Consider the following 15,682-nt stretch of genomic DNA (forward strand, 5'->3'; position numbering starts at 1 on the left):
GCTCATCCTTTCTAGCTACAGATTACTTTTTTGCCGTTGGTTTTTAATTGTTCAATTTCATCTTGAAGATCCGGCAAGGATTGAATCACTTCCTTGAACAAAGGATACTGACCCCCATCCAAGGAGTAAAAAACCCATTGCCCCTGTCGGCGTTCCTTGACCAGACCGATACTTTTCAAGCGGCGCATATGTTGAGATACGGTAGGTTGTGAGAGTTGGAGAATCTCCACCAGTTCGCAGACACACAGCTCTTCACATTTCAACAAAGACAGAATACGCAAACGGGTTTGATCACCGAGTGCTTTGTAATACTCGGCCATCTGATCAAATGCCTTCATCCTTCATCACAACTCCTTTCAAGACGTTTGCTTATACTTGGGCCACATTCGTGACGCTTCTCCTTGTCACGGATTGATTTTCTACTCAGATCTCCATAGGATATAATTATTATAAAGAGAGTAGTATTTATATTGCAATATACCTATATAACGATTTTTGTTAAACAGTTAAAGTAGCACAAGCATCCATACTCGAAAATGAGCGAATTCTCGCCGAATATTTTTTAAAAATACCGATAGGATCTCTTGATATGCTTTGGTAAGTGACGTATTATAAAACTGTACTGTTCAGTTTGATTAAGAGAGGTGGTATAAAATGAGGAAAGACTTGCGCAAACAAGCGAAGCGCCAACAGATTCGAGAGGGTGCCAAACGCATGTTTCTTGAAAAGGGATTCTCAGAAGCAACCACCGACGCCATTGCAGCCGAAGCAGGGGTCTCTAAACAGACTTTGTATGCGTACTATCCAACGAAAGAGGAACTGATGGCTGATGTTTTGGGCCAACTCATGATGGATGCTCTTCACCAGTGGCCCTCTGTTGAAAACGAATCATTTTTGACAAACCGTGAACAATTGCGAAAAGTACTGACTGAGCAGGCAGAGAGAATGATTGCAAACATTATGCAGCCTGAGTATTTGTCTCTAGTAAGGGTGATTGTCTCTGAAGCTCCCAGATTGCCGCAGCTCGGAAATTTGTTTCGTGAGACGGTGGGTGAGCGTGCACTTGAACGCATGATGTCGATACTGGATCGAGCACGTGGAGAGACAGTCGCTGATGATCTCGATGTGGAGGCCGCCTCGCGTATGTTTGTAGGCTTTCTGCTTACCCACGCCATCCTCGGAGGTCTGCTGATCCCCGAAGGAAAAATGGAACGACCAGAATCTACAAAAATTGATGCGATGGTCGATCTCTACTTAAAAGCGATTACTTAAATCTGAGCAACGGTCCTGTGAGTCTGATATCTTTGTTACACCAAATGTCATTGATTTCTGCTCCCATCCCTAATTATTAATTGAGAGAAGGGATAGAATGACTGTGCAAAAGAATCAAAGAATGAACGGAAACGACACGGAAGTACTGATCGTGGGAGCTGGACCAACCGGACTGGTCATGGCTCACCAGTTGGTTCGACATGGAATTTCGTTTCGTATGATTGACAAGCATGCTTCAGTCCTGGAACTTACGAAGGCTGCTGCACTTCACGCTCGCACGCTGGAGATTTTTGACGACCTTGGAATCGTGAATCGAATCATGGACGAAGGGCAACGCGTAGACCACCTCTTCCTGCGAACCAAGCATCGTGATCGGATCCATATCGATTTTTCCGATCTAGAAGATACGAGATTCCCCCATATGGTAGATATCCCACAGAATCGAACCGAGAATATCCTGATCGAGTCACTTTATGACCTTGGGGTAAATATTGAACGCGAGGTAGAGCTGACAGATCTTCAACAATACCCTGAGGGGATTGAAATCACTCTTCGCCATAAAAATGGAATGGAGGAGAGCTGTCGCGCAGGCTGGTTAGTTGCTTGTGACGGAGCCAAAAGTAAAGTGCGAGATCTTTTGGGACTAGAGTTTCGGGGGGAGCCTTATGCGGATGACTGGGTACTCTGTGACGCAACGATCGAATGGCCGTTGCCCCGCAACGAGATGACCTTTAGTAGCAGTGAGGAAGGAATCTTTGGTGTGTTTCCTCTTCCAGGAGAAAAGCGGTATCGGATCGCCTATACCCAGAATGTTGACGAGCATGGGAATCCTGTGGAACCAACTATAGAGGACGCTCAGCACAGCATGGTGAACCGTACCGGGATTGAGGGAGAAATCTTGTATACGGATAACTTTTCCGTCTTTAATCTCGCCCACCGCCAAGCTAAGCATTATCGACAGGGAAGAGCGTTTCTCGTTGGAGATGCCGCCCACATACACACTCCGTTTGGTGGCCAAGGCATGAATCTCGGAATCGCGGATGCCTACAATATCGGATGGAAACTCGCATATGTGCTCAAGGGGTATGCACCGGAAAATCTCTTGGATAGCTATGAGGCGGAACGTCATCCTATTGGAAGAAACGTGGTACGTACCACTCATATCGGTGCATATGCCATGCTTATGAGAGAAGGTGGAAAAACGTATTTGCGGGACAGCCTCATGACCGTTTTCAATACCAGTGCGACTTTTCGCTTAGGGATGATTCATCGACTTTCACAACTCGCACATCACTACCGGGGAACCCAGCTGGTTTCCGGTAAAGCTGGAAGCTTAACCGCCGGAGATCGAGTGCCGAACCAGCTGTTTTTCGATGGTCGCTCCAACTCATACCTTAGGTTGTTCGACCTGTTGGATCACACCAAGTTTTCCTTGTTTCTGGTAGATGGAGGAAACAAAGGATCGCTTGTGAACCATTCATGGCGAGAGATTGTCAAACATATCAGAGAGCACTACCCTGACCTGATTAAACCGCACCTCATAACCACCCAATATAGCGAGCTCAAAGACGTTCCTGAAGGAACAAAGGTTTGGCTTGATCGAGCGATGGATCTCACACATTATCATCAACCTGGCACCTTAACAGCTTACCTTGTACGCCCTGACGGACACTTGGCCTATGTTCACTCACCTGTACAGCTTGAGCATTTAACTTCGTTTCTACACCACACTCCATACTTTCAACCAAAAGCACACGCGAAGAGACCGAAAGACATAGAAATTGGCACCTATCGTACAGAAGGTGACAGGTTATCCGAGAAGCCAGAGGTAGTACCCATTATTACGCCAGCAGTGAACTGCTACATGATCCGGGGAGAGGAAGGTTCTGTACTTGTGGATACCGGCTTTCCAGGCAAAACGGATGTCTTGCTGAAGAAACTGAAGAGAAAGGGCGTGAACCCGAAGGAGATTTCCCTGATCCTCCTTACTCACGGACACCCTGATCACGCGGGGAATGCTGCCGAATTGAGGCAGTGTCTTGGTGTTCCGGTGGCAATTCACCGGCTTGAGGCAGAATGGATGCGCACCGGTAAAACGGTTATCCCTTCTCCCGTTCGACCCTTTGGCCACGTGATTAAGGCCTTGTCGAAACCGGAGATTCCCTCGTTCGAACCGGATTTGCAAATCGAAGAGGGCACGAGTCTCAATAAGTATGGCGTAAAAGGCAGGGTACTTCATACTCCCGGTCACAGCCCTGGTTCGATCTCTCTGCTGCTCGACAGCGGTGATGCGCTTGTCGGGGATCTTATGGCCGGAGGATTGATGTTTAAGGATCGGCCCGACTACATGTTCCTGCTCGAAGACGTCTCCCTTACCCGCAACAGCATTAAGAAATTGCTCACATATAAGCCATCGAGGCTGTTCTTTGGCCATGGTCAACCAGCAAGTGGTGAGTCTGCTCAACGGTGCTTTGTTTTCAGAAGATAGCTAAAAAAGGCTGGTTTAATTTTGGTCATTAGAATGTTTTTGATGAAACGATGACTCCGTTTCCTTCATTCAGGAAGTCGCAATGTTCCGGATATGGTTATAACAGCAGATCCCCCCACCTGAATCACAGGTTTGTTTCCCTTTGTAACTGTTACAAACAGGGTGCCGGGCCGTCCCATCGTATGCCCCTGGGCGATTTTCAATTGATGCCTGTGCTGTAGAGGGAGTATTCCTTCCATAGCAAGGTATCCAGCAAGGGCGCCATTTGCTGAGCCGGTCACAGGGTCTTCCTGGATGCCGACCGCTGGTCCAAAATCACGGGTGTACAAGTCGTATCCTGGTTCTGTTGTGTTAAATGTAAATAGATGTGTAGTACTTGCTTTTTGTATCTGATTCAACGTTTTAAGTTCTTCTATCTGTGGTCGGGCGGCGTCGATCTCCTTTTGGGACTTGACAGGGACAATCAGGTGCCAGTTCCCCGTATACGCCAATTTGATCGGGTATCGCTGATCCAAGGCCTCAGGTGAAATTCCAGCCAGTCGGGCAATCTCGCCCGGATCTGTTTGGATATCTTTTACCTTGGGTGGAACTTGTGTCATGGTGACAGCAGTAAGGTTTTGATTTTCTGTGGCTAATTCCACTGGAACCGTTCCAATATTGGTTTCCAATCGAATTTGTTTGGTTTTGTCCTGCCATCCGTATGTTGTGGCCAACAGCCATGAAAGCCCCACTGTGGCGTGACCGCAAAAATCCATTTCATCCGTCGGTGTAAAATAGCGAACGCGAAAATCATGTTCAGATTGGTTGGAGGAAAACAGAAATGCTGTCTCGGACAAATTAAGCTCTTTAGCTATGTTTTTCATTTCCTCCTCTGTCAAACGATCCGCCTCAGGAACAACGCCCGCCGGATTTCCCCTGAAAGGCACGTTGGTAAAAGCGTCTACATGATAAACCTGAATGTTTTTCATCTCTTTCCCATCCTTTTCCTGTTGTTGAATATATCGTACAGGACGAATGATGATTAGTAAAATCAATACAAGTGGGTAAACCGATGACACTCTTGCAGATTGGAGGTATTCATCAGAAACTTTCAAAAAGCTGGCTTTCACAAGAAACCGTATAAGTCCACAAAGGGTCACATTCATTTGTGGCTCTTTTTTCTAGACATCCATTCCTTCGTTATATTTTTATTGATTCCAGTCAATACAGGTAATATAAAACATCCATATCAAGAGGAATGAAGCCGAGTGAGATTCCGTCGTTATCCTCGAAAACAGAATAAGAAAAAAGCCTATAAAAAAGAAGCCAAACGGATTGAATACAGTCACGAATTACATCATCAACTCGATCGAAATGTGGATGAACTGAAGCGACGGCTTTATGACTCTCCAGACCTGGTGATCCGTACATTTGAATTGGGTACTAACCACCGGGTAGAAGTGGCGATTGCCTATATTGAGAATTTAGTGGGAAATGACAGAGTGGACAACTTTATCATGAAATCGATGATGCGAAATCCGGAAGAACATCGAACGATCACGGTGGAAAACGCTTTCGATTGGATCAGGGAAAATGCCTTGATGACCGGAGAAGTAAGAGTAACCAGCCAGTGGATCGCAATTGCTGGTGATTATTCCGTACATATCGAAGAGGGCCTAAAAGTTGTCCCCTTGTACTTGCATCTCCCATTTCAGATCGGCATCCCCCTTCTTTTGTGGCTCACAAGCTTGGTCCGCAATCGGAGAAATATACAAATTCGGGGGGAGATATAAAAAAAGAAAAGGCGGTCAAGACCGTTTTTTTCTGGATTGTCTAACACGTTGTGCAGCATACAAAAACAGAAAAGCAACTAGGACCACATATTCCGATTGATCCATTGTAAAGAAATAATAGAGTATATTGTCTAAGATGTTATCAGAAGACTGGCCCAACAAAAAATCCATACCGGACTGAAGCAGCATGGTTAAAAACAGGAGAAATAGAAAAATGAATATGTTTTTCATTGCGTTCACCCGATACTCGTCATTACTTCTAGTGTTGGTCTATCTAGAAGACGCTATACAGTCTCTGAAATGACCCTACAGGCATCAACTGCTTCCAGGAATGGTCATCCATCTGTTCATAAAACTGAGTATGCATAGAAGGACATAGGGTGTAGATTCTTGAAGTATATGAGTGAATTACAACATGAAGGAGAGAGATCCCTTGAAAGCAATTGTACATGCGCATCCAGAGGGGTTTAGCGGATTGCGAGTGATGGAAATGGATGAACCGGTTCCAGGTCCTGGCGAAGTTGTCGTATCGCTTCAAGCCTCCGGTTTGAATCACCGGGATATATGGACTGTTTTTAAAAAACGAAATGATCCTGTTATTCTTGGTTCGGATGGTGCTGGAGTTGTAGAGGCGATCGGGACTGGAGTGAACCGAGTAGAGGTAGGACAAGAAGTGATCATCAACCCCAGTTTGGGTTGGCCACTCAAAAGTGATGCACCTCCGGAAGGATTTGAAATTCTGGGTTTTCCGAAACATGGTACATTTGCCGAAAAGGTTCGAGTACCGGTTGAGAATATCGAACCAAAACCACAACACTTGACATGGGAAGAGGCCGGAGTTCTTCCCCTGGCTGCTTTAACGGCTTACCGTGCGCTCTTTACCAGAGGACAAGTAAAAGAAGGGGAGCATGTTCTGGTTCCAGGAATCGGAAGTGGAGTGGCGACGTTCATCCTGCTGATGGCCAAAGCAGTGGGTGCTCAGGTAACGGTTACCTCCCGCAGTAAGGAGAAGCGGGATCAGGCCTTACAGTTGGGAGCGGATGCCGCGATTGACAGCCATGGGGACTGGGCAGAGCAAATGGCAGGGGAGCAGGTGGATCTGGTTGTTGACAGTGTTGGACCGGCTACCTTTGATCAATCTTTGGATCGTCTTCGTCCAGGAGGGAGATTTGTCAACTTTGGGGAAACCACCGGAAAAGCGGTGAAGCTTCCTTTACGTCCCTTTTTTTTCGGTCAGTTTACTCTGATGGGAACCACGATGGGGAGTGCGGAGGAGTTTCGCGAGATGCTACGTTTTATCTCTGATCACCAAATACGACCTGTGATCGACAAAATATATCCTTTCACGGAAGCACAAAACGCTTTTTTACGAATGGAAGAAGGAGAGCAATTCGGAAAAATATGCTTTGTCGCAAGTCTTTGAAAAGGGGTTACAGATCGATGAAGATCCTTGTCATTGGTGCGAGTGGTACCATAGGAAGTGCAGTTGTTAAGGAGCTGAAAGCCAATCATGATATCATTTATGCCGGACGAAGCGGTTCAGATGTTTCTGTGGATATCACTTCAATAGATAGTATTAAGCAAATGTATAAAAAATGGGTAAAGTGGATGCTGTTGTCAGCGCCGCAGGAAGTGCGCATTTTGGACCGATAGCGGACTAAATGAAGTGGCCATTGAAAGCAAGCTGAAAGGTCAAATCAATTTGGTTCATCTGGGTTTGGACTCTGTTCGTGATTATGGTAGCTTTACGTTAAGACAGGTGTTTTAATGGATGGTCCCATTCCGCAGGGAGCCCCAGCAGCCGTGAGTAAAATCAGCTGTGATCAATATGCCCAGAGGAATTCGCATTAAACAATGTAAGCCCTACTGTTTTAAAAGAATCATTGCATAAGTATGGTGACTTTTTCCCCGGTTTTGAAGCGGTTTCGGCAAACCGTGTGGCTCTCGCTTTCCGGAAGGGCGTGGAGGGAGCTCAGACGGGACAAACCTATCAAGTATATTCATAAGAGTATTTATGAAAAAAAGACCATCACCATCAGATGGTCTTTTTTTTGTTTAACAAGGTATGTTCCTACATCTTCTCGATCTAATGATCAATTGTCCCAAAACGATGCCAAAACAAGGAAACCTGTAGCGAAAGGTAATTGGGAGGGGGTTTAACCCAGCAAACATTGCTACCACTCCTAGTGCAGAACCTGTAGCTCTTTGCTTCCCCAATGGTTTATTTAAGGAATTCCCACTTTTAGAACGTTTGACATCCAGGTAGGGTAAATGCTTAAATGAAATTATAATGATCGTTCTATCTAAAGCGGGAGGATAGGTAAAAATGAGCCGATCCATAAAAAAAGAGGCAATACTCGACACTGCTGAGTCACTGTTTTATGATCATGGGTTTCACGCCATAGGATTGAAAAAAATTCTTGAAGAGGCCAACGTAGCAATCATGACGCTTTACAACCATTTTTCATCCAAAGAACAACTGATAGAAGAGATTCTTAAAAGACGCGAATCACAATATTGGTTATACCTTGATTCATTTGTTGAAGAGGGCTCAGCGTCTCCTTTTTTACAAGTGGTAAAAGCACATGTCAACTGGTTAAATGATAAGGGAAAGAACGGTTGTATGTTTCTACGGGCGATGGAAGAGTTTGCGGGAACAGACAATCAGATTGAAAACATAGCAAGAAATCATAAGAACAAATTGCTGAAATATTTACGGGATCTTGGTCAGAAAAGCGGATATGCGAATGATGAAGATATTGCTTTTCAAATGACAGTATTATTAGAGGGGGCCACTTCGATGGCTGAAATTGTTGGACCCCAACAAGCAGGAAAGCAAGCGATCTCTATGGCGCAATCGCTTTTAAACACGTGGAGAAGATAAATATCGTATGAGAGTATGCGGTTGGCGACGCATTGTGAGTGAAAGGACACTCACAATTTCTTCACACCAATAATAGAAAGATCGTTCTATATAAGAGGTGGAGATATGAGAAACATTGTCTGCCCTGGTATTGCCATGATTGGCGTTTCCTATGCCTTTGCCCGGTTTAGTTTTGGACTATTTTTGCCAGAAATCTCGAATACCCTTGGGTTAACTGAGGCAAGCTCAGGATTTATTGGTTCTGTTGCCTATGTCGCTTATTGTATCGCTCTTCTAACATCATCGTTATTGATTCAGAAAAGCGGGCAAAACATAACCATTCGTTTAGCAGGTATAAGCGCGGTACTTGGCATGGTTGGTATCGCACTTTCACCGAACACTATTGTTCTGGCAGGCAGTGTCTTTCTCGCTGGACTAAGCACTGGCTGGGCTTCCCCTGCTTTTGGCAATGTTGCTGCGAACGAACTAAATAAACAGGATAGAGATCGCGGCAATACGTGGATTAACACTGGCACGAGTTTTGGAATCATTTTATCGGGGCCAATTGCTTTGGTTTTTACTGAATACTGGCGATTATCTTATACACTGTTCGCAATCATCGCTCTTGCAGTTTTGATATGGAACGCAAAGGCAATCCCGATGCGAAAGCCGAAAACCACATCTTTTTCATTCAGAAAACCAATGAAGTTGTGGAATAAAAGTGATCGGCTTATTCTGGCTTCCTTTCTTATTGGCATTAGTTCCTCGATTTATTGGGCGTTCTCTAGAAGCTTTCTTGCACTGGAACACAACGTTTCGTATACTGTATCCATTTGGTTTTGGATGATTATGGGGGTTTCCGGAATTGTTGGTGGTTCAGCAGGAGGATTCATTCAACGCGTGGGAATACAATGTGCATATCGAATTGGAGTATCCTTAATGATTACTTCTGTTGCTCTTTTAACGGTTCCTCATTTATCGTTTAGCTTTCTTTCTGCAATCCTATTTGGGATCACTTATATTTTTTTGACGGGTGTATTCATTGTCTGGGGGACGCGGCTTTTCCCGAAAAATCCGTCCATAGGGATTAGTCTTTCCTTTTTATTATTAGGGTTAGGGCAATTTGTGGGAACATCCGTTGCCGGAAGCGTCATTGAGTTCTCCTCGTATACAGCGGCTTTCCTCCTTTTTTCGTTTATCGGACTGATTGGATTGCTTGTACGAGTAAAACAGTTACATGTATAGAAGGAGAGGTTATTTGACCGAGAAATAAAAAATGAAACCTAAAACCAACCTGTGAAGGTTGGTTTTAGGTTTCCTGGATAGAGTTTTTAGTTACCATTTTTTGATGGCATCATCCAATCCACTGCTTTAGAATTGGAACTCTCCGAATGATTAACCAATCTATGGACAACACAAGGAGCAAAGAGAGCCCAACCATTGGAAAAAGGATCCCTAATGCAACCACAAGCATGCTGACAACTTTGACGAGTTTAAAGTTTTTGGGGAGAGGAGGGGCTCCCAGTCGGTTGCTCGGTTTTCTTTTCCACCACATCACAACACCGGTAAATGCGATGACTACAATTCCGATGCAGACGATCAATCCACCAAGTTGGTTTAGAAACCCAAAATGGGTGCCTTTGTGAAGGGTAATCCCGGTCGCGATGAGTTTCGCCATTGGACCGTAGTCGTCAAACCGATAATCATCGAGCACCTTTCCACTGTATTGGTCCAAATGTAATGTGGCTTCGTCCGTGGATTTATCAGGGAAGACGGAGATGGTGTAACCCCCTTTTTGCCCCTTTGGAAAATAGACATCATAACCGGGGTGAACGTGACGAGTATCGGCGATCTTTACGACCTTGTCGATTGAAATGGGAGAAGCTTTGTAATCATTGGATTGAGGAGCGGGCCGTTGTTCGGCTGCCCACGGAACGTCAGCCACATTCTTGGAAGGAACCGTTGATTCAGGTTTTTCTCCAAACCAAATGGCGGCCGGATATCCGATACCTGCTTCCGTCCCCAGCCTTTGAACCTGCTCTCCCCAAAATCCGGACCAGGGTAGACCCGTAAGGATGAGAAAAGCGATTCCCAACGACAGCCAAAACGCCGGAACGGCATGGAGATCCCGCCAAAACGTTCGTTTTCCTGTCTTCAGCCGGGGAAGCAGGGTCCCGAACACTCCGAATCGCCCCCGTGGCCACCAAAGATACACACCAGTGATCAGGAGGATGAGTCCCCAACAGGCTGCCAGTTCCACCAGTCGGTCTCCCCATGTCCCGGCCATCAATTCCCCATGGATTTTTTCCAATTGATCCATCAAACGACTGTCGTCGTTCAGTTCCCCTAAGATGGCTCCATTGTACGGATTGACAAAAACGGTAAGGGACTTTCCTCCATCCACGATCCCCACTTCGGATGACCGATTCGCCTCCTCAGGGGGGCGGTACCGGGTGACCTGTGCATCCGGATACGCCTGTTTCACTTGATTGATTTGGTCAGAGGGCGTCCATTCCTTTCTTTCCACCTGTACCTGATACAGATCCTTGTACATCATGGATTCAATTTGAGACTTGAAAAGGTAGATACCACCGGTTATCGCCAACATGACCAAGAGCGGGGCGAAAATCATTCCGGCATAGAAATGCCAGCGCCAGATCGCCCGGAAGAGCTCTTGAGATCGGCTTGGTTGAATGGAATCTTTGGATTGAGGTTGAGAAAAGCCCATCAGTGCGACTCCTTTCAATGTTGTTCATGATTTTCGCGATTTTTTGTGATTTAGTCGAGTATTACTTCATCCTCGACGTTCATGGGCTTTCCCTCGTGGCCAATGGTGACTGCGAGGGTGGTGGAACTCCCGGCTTTTAGTCTGTTCTGGTTCATTGCCGCATCCCATAATGTCTCAAGACTTCTGCCTGGATTCGTTCATTGCATGTTGTGACTGTGACAAAAAATCACATACAGACTCATAGCATTATACCTTCATTTATAGAGGTAAATAGACTTTATATACGAAAAAAGCGTGACACTATGTTGATAGTATCACGCTAATCTCTTGGATCACTCTTCGCTTTCCTCTGGGCAATTTTAACAATCAAGTTTAGCAAAGATGTTTGGGCACGCCGAAGCATTGCTACATTCGCAATGAGGTACCCTATCTTTCGTAATTCTCTGAGGATAGAACTAGGCCAAATCCAATTTATGATGCATTTGGTGGGATATATGAAGTAAATTAAAAGATTGTATATAATTTTTTGTATTCCTCTTCCCATTCCTTTGTTTACTGACAGAGATAGAAGGAATCGATTCCGGTATACAAAAAGAACCGATATTATACAGTAACCACTATACTGGCAGACCTTTTTTTCACCTGAAAAATTGTTTATTTTAATTGAATGTTTATGGTTGTAAAATATATTTTTTAATATTATAATCTAGTGCGTAAACGATATTTTTTAACCATCTTAAGAAAGCAGGAGGTTGAATCTATGAAAAAATGGCTGAATTGGTCTCTAGTGTTGGGTCTGACGGTTGCTGCGTTCAGTCTCTTTCCCGCAACTACAAAAGCGGCAGATGATGATGAAGTTCTCCATGAAACCATCGTAGTGGAAGCCGGGAAAACCTTCGATGGTGAAGGGCAGAGGTATATTGCCGGACCCGAATTGGGAGACGGCAGCCAGGATGAAGATCAAAAACCACTCTTTAGGCTGGAGGAAGGCGCCACTTTGAAAAACGTGGTACTCGGTGCTCCAGCTGCGGATGGGGTTCATTGCTACGGTGATTGCCTTGTTGAAAATGTCGTGTGGGAAGATATCGGTGAAGATGCGCTGACGGTGAAAAAAGAGGGAACGGTGACCATTAAAGGCGGTTCGGCACAAAAAGGCGATGACAAAATATTCCAGATCAACGCCCCGTCCACCTTCAAGGTATATAATTTCAAAGGGGATAACGCCGGAAAATTCATTCGCCAAAATGGTGGAACCAAATATAAAGTATCTGTTTATATTGAAAATTGCACCATCACCAATATGAAAGAGGCCATTTTCAGAACGGACAGCAACACCAGTGAAGTGACCATGGTCAATACCAAATACGGAAACGTGGGAGAAAAATGGATAGGAGTCAAACACGTCACCGAAAGAGGCAATACGGACATCGGTAACAACATGGAAGAAGCCTCGGAAGTTCAAAAAAAAGAGAAAGAAGACTCAGAATTTAAAGAGAAAGGGTTCCTTTCCAGTATCATGGGATGGTTGGGCATCTGATCTCGGATTGTTTAACCATGGGTTTGTATTCCCACTTTCGAGCGTCGAAAATGACGCTCGAAAGTGGGAATTTGTTTGTTATGAACGTCGGCCTGAACTTCTTGATTACTGGGTAACTTAACTGATAAAAAAGAGTTATCCAGTAAAAACTCAAGATTAAAATGAAAAGTGATCCAAGGAAAATCAAAAAGGAGAGAACCACCTCACTAGAGGGGACCTATCTAATATGGTTTCTTCGTAAAAAAATTTCAATAAACTAGTTTGCGAGTCAAATAAATAAGTGATAAATTTTCCAAAAAAGTGGCATATCATGTCTGGCTGCTTTTTGCTTGAACCTCACGAACCCCTACAATGGTAATGAAGATAACGGATATTGTAGCAGCTGCACACATCATTCCAATTTCAAAAAAGCCATTTTGTGTGAGTAATATTGCAGCAATTGTTGATAGCAGACTAGAACCAATGTACATAGCAGAGCTATTCAGTGACACTACCGTTCCCCGTGCATCAGGGTTTAATTCAGATATCAAGGCCGTGAACGCGGATTGTCCGACTCCAAAGAATGTTGCCCAAAGTATATGGATTGTAATCGCCAACCATAAAATCTGTGTAAACAGAGAAAGAGACAGTACAGAAACGGATACCAAAAGGCTCGCGAGAACAAACACCGTTTTCTTGCTCCATCTGTCTGAAGCCTCTCCTCCCAATATACTCCCAACGACGCTTCCAATTCCTGCAATCATAAGAATCATCCCTGTTTGTCCGGCAGTCAAATCGAAAAAGGTGTAGTAATAGACGCCTATTAAAACAAACATCCCCTGTAAACCGCCGAAGTACAACAGAGAAGCAAGCAGAGAAAGGAAAACTGCAGAATTGGACAGCACGAAGTGGAATTGTTTAGACAATGATTGGAATGTTTCCTTGGACTCTGTTTTTGCTGAATAAGAAGGAAGGATTTTTTTAGCTAGAAAAAATGTGATGAAAGAGAGGATGGCGATCACCCAGAAAGACCAGCTCCAACTCCCTAGTTCAGCGATGTACCCAGCTAGCGGAACCCCAATAACTGCCGAAGAAATCAAGGCTGCAGTAACAATCCCCATCGCTTTCCCACGCTGTTCGTAGGAGTAGGAATCTCCCACAATGGAATAGACACTCGGTTCAATCATCCCTGCTCCTATTCCAGATAGAACACGGAAAAGAATCAAGGTAACAAATGTTTTACTGAAACCTACAAGGGCAGTTGCAATTGAAAAGACCAGCAATCCCAAGCATAACATCTTTTTTCGATCCCACCGATCAGAAACAGCTCCCATTATTGGAGCGGAAACAGCATACGCGATGGCATAGCTGGCATAAAGGAGACCGCCAAGCTTTAAAGGCATATCAGTGTTCCTCGAAATCTCAGGTAACAAAGGTACCGTAACCATGGAATCAAAACCTACCAAAAATGAACAAAAAGCCAGTATAGAAAGAATGGTCTTAGACGGCCGATTTGTGCTCATTGATTCAACCTCCAAAAAATTAAATCCAATACTTCCTTCACTGTAAACCCTGACACCAATGTTAGGGTCAAGGTTTTTACCAATAAAAGCAGCCTTCCAGTTGGGAAGGCTGCTTTTATTGGCTGTCTTCATATTCTTTTATTCTCTCTTCTATACTGTAAATGCTTTCTTGCAGTCGTTTCTTCACATCCAGTAACAGATGTAATTGATCATCAACTTCACGCAAACGGTTGCGATAAAGGTCTAATAATTCTTCACACAGATCATCTTCTTCTGGAACCTGATGATGGTCTTTACAACGGAGGATCTGTTCAATCTGTTTACTGTTTAGTCCCAATCCCAAGTACAGTTGAATTAAACGTACACGCTCAACACTTGATTCATCAAAAGATCGATAGCCATTTTCCAATCGCTTGGCGTGTAAAAGGTTTTGTTTGTCATAATAGCGTAACGAACGAACGCTAACACCCGTTTTTTTCGACAATTCTCCTATACGCATCGTTTAACCCTTTCATTGCTGATCTATTTATTGGTAGAAGCCATTTAAAGCTGTAGGTAGCGCTACAACGAATGATTAGGAGCAATCACCCATGAGAGAGAATGGAAGTATCAAAGTTTGCTCACTCTGATTGATTGTAAAAAATGAATAAACCTTCTCAGGCTTTGAGATTGCTTTTTTCTGTACGGGACAACAAAATGGATCTTGATTGTTTCAGGCAGTTCTTGATATTGAACAGTGTCTGTTTCTTTTCGACTATAAGCAACGTCTGCAGGCAGGATACTGATTCCCAATCCATTATGAACCGCTTGCAGAATGGATTCAAGCGAATCAAACTCCAGCAATGATGACGTTTTTAAGCCGTGCTCTTTGGTAAAACCCAGCGTTTTTCGTCTGTAAATGCAATTTGGATCGCTATGAACCAGCAATGCTTGCCCCTTTTGCTTTTCAATTGGATGATGTTTCGGTGAGATGAGTACAATTTTCTCAACATAACTATAGACGGTTTCAAATGGGAAATGATCCGTTCCGCTTAAAAAAACTCCATCAATTTCTCCGTAAGAGAGCATTTCCAGTAATCTTTGTTTACGATTCATTCTTACTTTGACATCAATGTGTTGATGTTCCCTCAAAAAAAATGAAAACAGTTGAGGAATTTTAATGGCAGAAATCGTTTGTGATGCACCAATGGTTAATGTTTCCCTCCATTTTTGAGGGTTTATCCTTGACTTGGCTTCGTCCATTAACCGCATAATACGATTGGTATATTCGAATAAAACAGCCCCCTCCTCGGTCAATGTAACGCCTTGATTGTTACGCATAAATAATTTGACGCCTAGTTCATTCTCCAAAAACTTCATTCGTTGACTGACATTGGGTTGTACATAGCCCAGTTGTTCAGCCGCTTTCGATACGGATTGCAACTCTGCTACATGTTTAAAAATCCACAAATCTCGGCTTTCCAAGGTAAGACTCCTCCATGGGTATCATTTTAAATGATACCCCTTTTATTACTGAGTAT

14 protein-coding genes and 1 pseudogene are annotated in these 15,682 nt (G+C 44.1%); 8 read left to right on the plus strand and 7 right to left on the minus strand.

All coding sequences use genetic code 11. The features are described 5' to 3' along the window. Positions 1 to 11 precede the first annotated feature (11 nt). The gene (locus FN782_RS06760; protein WP_142505009.1) at positions 12 to 338 is read right to left on the minus strand and encodes an ArsR/SmtB family transcription factor; all 327 of its coding nucleotides are present in this window, start codon (positions 336 to 338) and stop codon (positions 12 to 14) included. Between the two features lie 316 nt (positions 339 to 654). Between FN782_RS06760 and FN782_RS06765 the strand changes: the two genes are divergently transcribed. Continuing rightward, the gene (locus FN782_RS06765; protein ID WP_142505010.1) at positions 655 to 1,272 is read left to right on the plus strand and encodes a TetR/AcrR family transcriptional regulator; all 618 of its coding nucleotides are present in this window, start codon (positions 655 to 657) and stop codon (positions 1,270 to 1,272) included. A gap of 97 nt (positions 1,273 to 1,369) precedes the next feature. Further along, positions 1,370 to 3,760 carry an FAD-dependent monooxygenase gene (locus tag FN782_RS06770; protein WP_185956101.1) on the plus strand — a complete coding sequence of 797 codons (2,391 nt, stop codon included), beginning with the start codon at positions 1,370 to 1,372 and terminating at the stop codon, positions 3,758 to 3,760. A gap of 65 nt (positions 3,761 to 3,825) precedes the next feature. On the opposite strand, the gene FN782_RS06775 is transcribed toward FN782_RS06770, so the two are convergent. Then, positions 3,826 to 4,728, minus strand: coding sequence for a PhzF family phenazine biosynthesis protein (locus FN782_RS06775; protein WP_142505086.1), 903 nt, complete (start codon positions 4,726 to 4,728; stop codon positions 3,826 to 3,828). A gap of 279 nt (positions 4,729 to 5,007) precedes the next feature. Between FN782_RS06775 and FN782_RS06780 the strand changes: the two genes are divergently transcribed. Beyond that, positions 5,008 to 5,532 carry a spore germination protein gene (locus FN782_RS06780; protein WP_142505011.1) on the plus strand — a complete coding sequence of 175 codons (525 nt, stop codon included), beginning with the start codon at positions 5,008 to 5,010 and terminating at the stop codon, positions 5,530 to 5,532. A gap of 15 nt (positions 5,533 to 5,547) precedes the next feature. Here FN782_RS06780 and FN782_RS17595 read toward each other — a convergent pair whose 3' ends face one another. Beyond that, on the minus strand, positions 5,548 to 5,763 hold the full coding sequence (locus FN782_RS17595) for a YczF family membrane protein (protein ID WP_484177358.1): 216 nt from the start codon (positions 5,761 to 5,763) through the stop codon (positions 5,548 to 5,550). A 202-nt stretch (positions 5,764 to 5,965) separates the two neighbouring features. Between FN782_RS17595 and FN782_RS06785 the strand changes: the two genes are divergently transcribed. The 4 genes and pseudogenes from FN782_RS06785 to FN782_RS06800 all read left to right on the plus strand — a co-directional run bounded on the left by FN782_RS06785 (position 5,966) and on the right by FN782_RS06800 (position 9,640). Beyond that, entirely contained in the window at positions 5,966 to 6,955 is a 990-nt protein-coding gene (locus FN782_RS06785; RefSeq protein WP_142505012.1) for a zinc-binding dehydrogenase, read from the plus strand. Positions 6,956 to 6,972: 17 nt separating this feature from the next. Beyond that, positions 6,973 to 7,538, plus strand: a pseudogene (locus FN782_RS06790) (short chain dehydrogenase). A 320-nt stretch (positions 7,539 to 7,858) separates the two neighbouring features. Beyond that, positions 7,859 to 8,416, plus strand: a complete 558-nt coding sequence (locus FN782_RS06795; RefSeq protein ID WP_142505013.1) for a TetR/AcrR family transcriptional regulator — start codon at positions 7,859 to 7,861, stop codon at positions 8,414 to 8,416. A gap of 105 nt (positions 8,417 to 8,521) precedes the next feature. Beyond that, positions 8,522 to 9,640 carry an MFS transporter gene (locus FN782_RS06800; protein ID WP_142505014.1) on the plus strand — a complete coding sequence of 373 codons (1,119 nt, stop codon included), beginning with the start codon at positions 8,522 to 8,524 and terminating at the stop codon, positions 9,638 to 9,640. 109 nt (positions 9,641 to 9,749) lie between these two features. Here FN782_RS06800 and FN782_RS06805 read toward each other — a convergent pair whose 3' ends face one another. Then, positions 9,750 to 11,123: a PepSY-associated TM helix domain-containing protein gene (locus tag FN782_RS06805; protein WP_142505015.1), complete on the minus strand. Its 1,374-nt coding sequence runs from the start codon at positions 11,121 to 11,123 to the stop codon at positions 9,750 to 9,752. 760 nt (positions 11,124 to 11,883) lie between these two features. Between FN782_RS06805 and FN782_RS06810 the strand changes: the two genes are divergently transcribed. After that, positions 11,884 to 12,660, plus strand: coding sequence for a pectate lyase (locus FN782_RS06810; protein ID WP_142505016.1), 777 nt, complete (start codon positions 11,884 to 11,886; stop codon positions 12,658 to 12,660). A 308-nt stretch (positions 12,661 to 12,968) separates the two neighbouring features. On the opposite strand, the gene FN782_RS06815 is transcribed toward FN782_RS06810, so the two are convergent. From FN782_RS06815 to FN782_RS06825, 3 genes are all read right to left on the minus strand, one after another. Beyond that, the gene (locus FN782_RS06815; protein ID WP_185956102.1) at positions 12,969 to 14,162 is read right to left on the minus strand and encodes an MFS transporter; all 1,194 of its coding nucleotides are present in this window, start codon (positions 14,160 to 14,162) and stop codon (positions 12,969 to 12,971) included. A 115-nt stretch (positions 14,163 to 14,277) separates the two neighbouring features. Then, the gene (locus tag FN782_RS06820; RefSeq protein WP_142505018.1) at positions 14,278 to 14,661 is read right to left on the minus strand and encodes a MerR family transcriptional regulator; all 384 of its coding nucleotides are present in this window, start codon (positions 14,659 to 14,661) and stop codon (positions 14,278 to 14,280) included. A 110-nt stretch (positions 14,662 to 14,771) separates the two neighbouring features. Next, entirely contained in the window at positions 14,772 to 15,626 is an 855-nt protein-coding gene (locus tag FN782_RS06825; protein WP_142505019.1) for a LysR family transcriptional regulator, read from the minus strand. Positions 15,627 to 15,682 lie beyond the last annotated feature (56 nt).

Source organism: Melghirimyces algeriensis (assembly GCF_900182565.1).
Lineage (GTDB): Bacteria > Bacillota > Bacilli > Thermoactinomycetales > DSM-45169 > Melghirimyces > Melghirimyces algeriensis.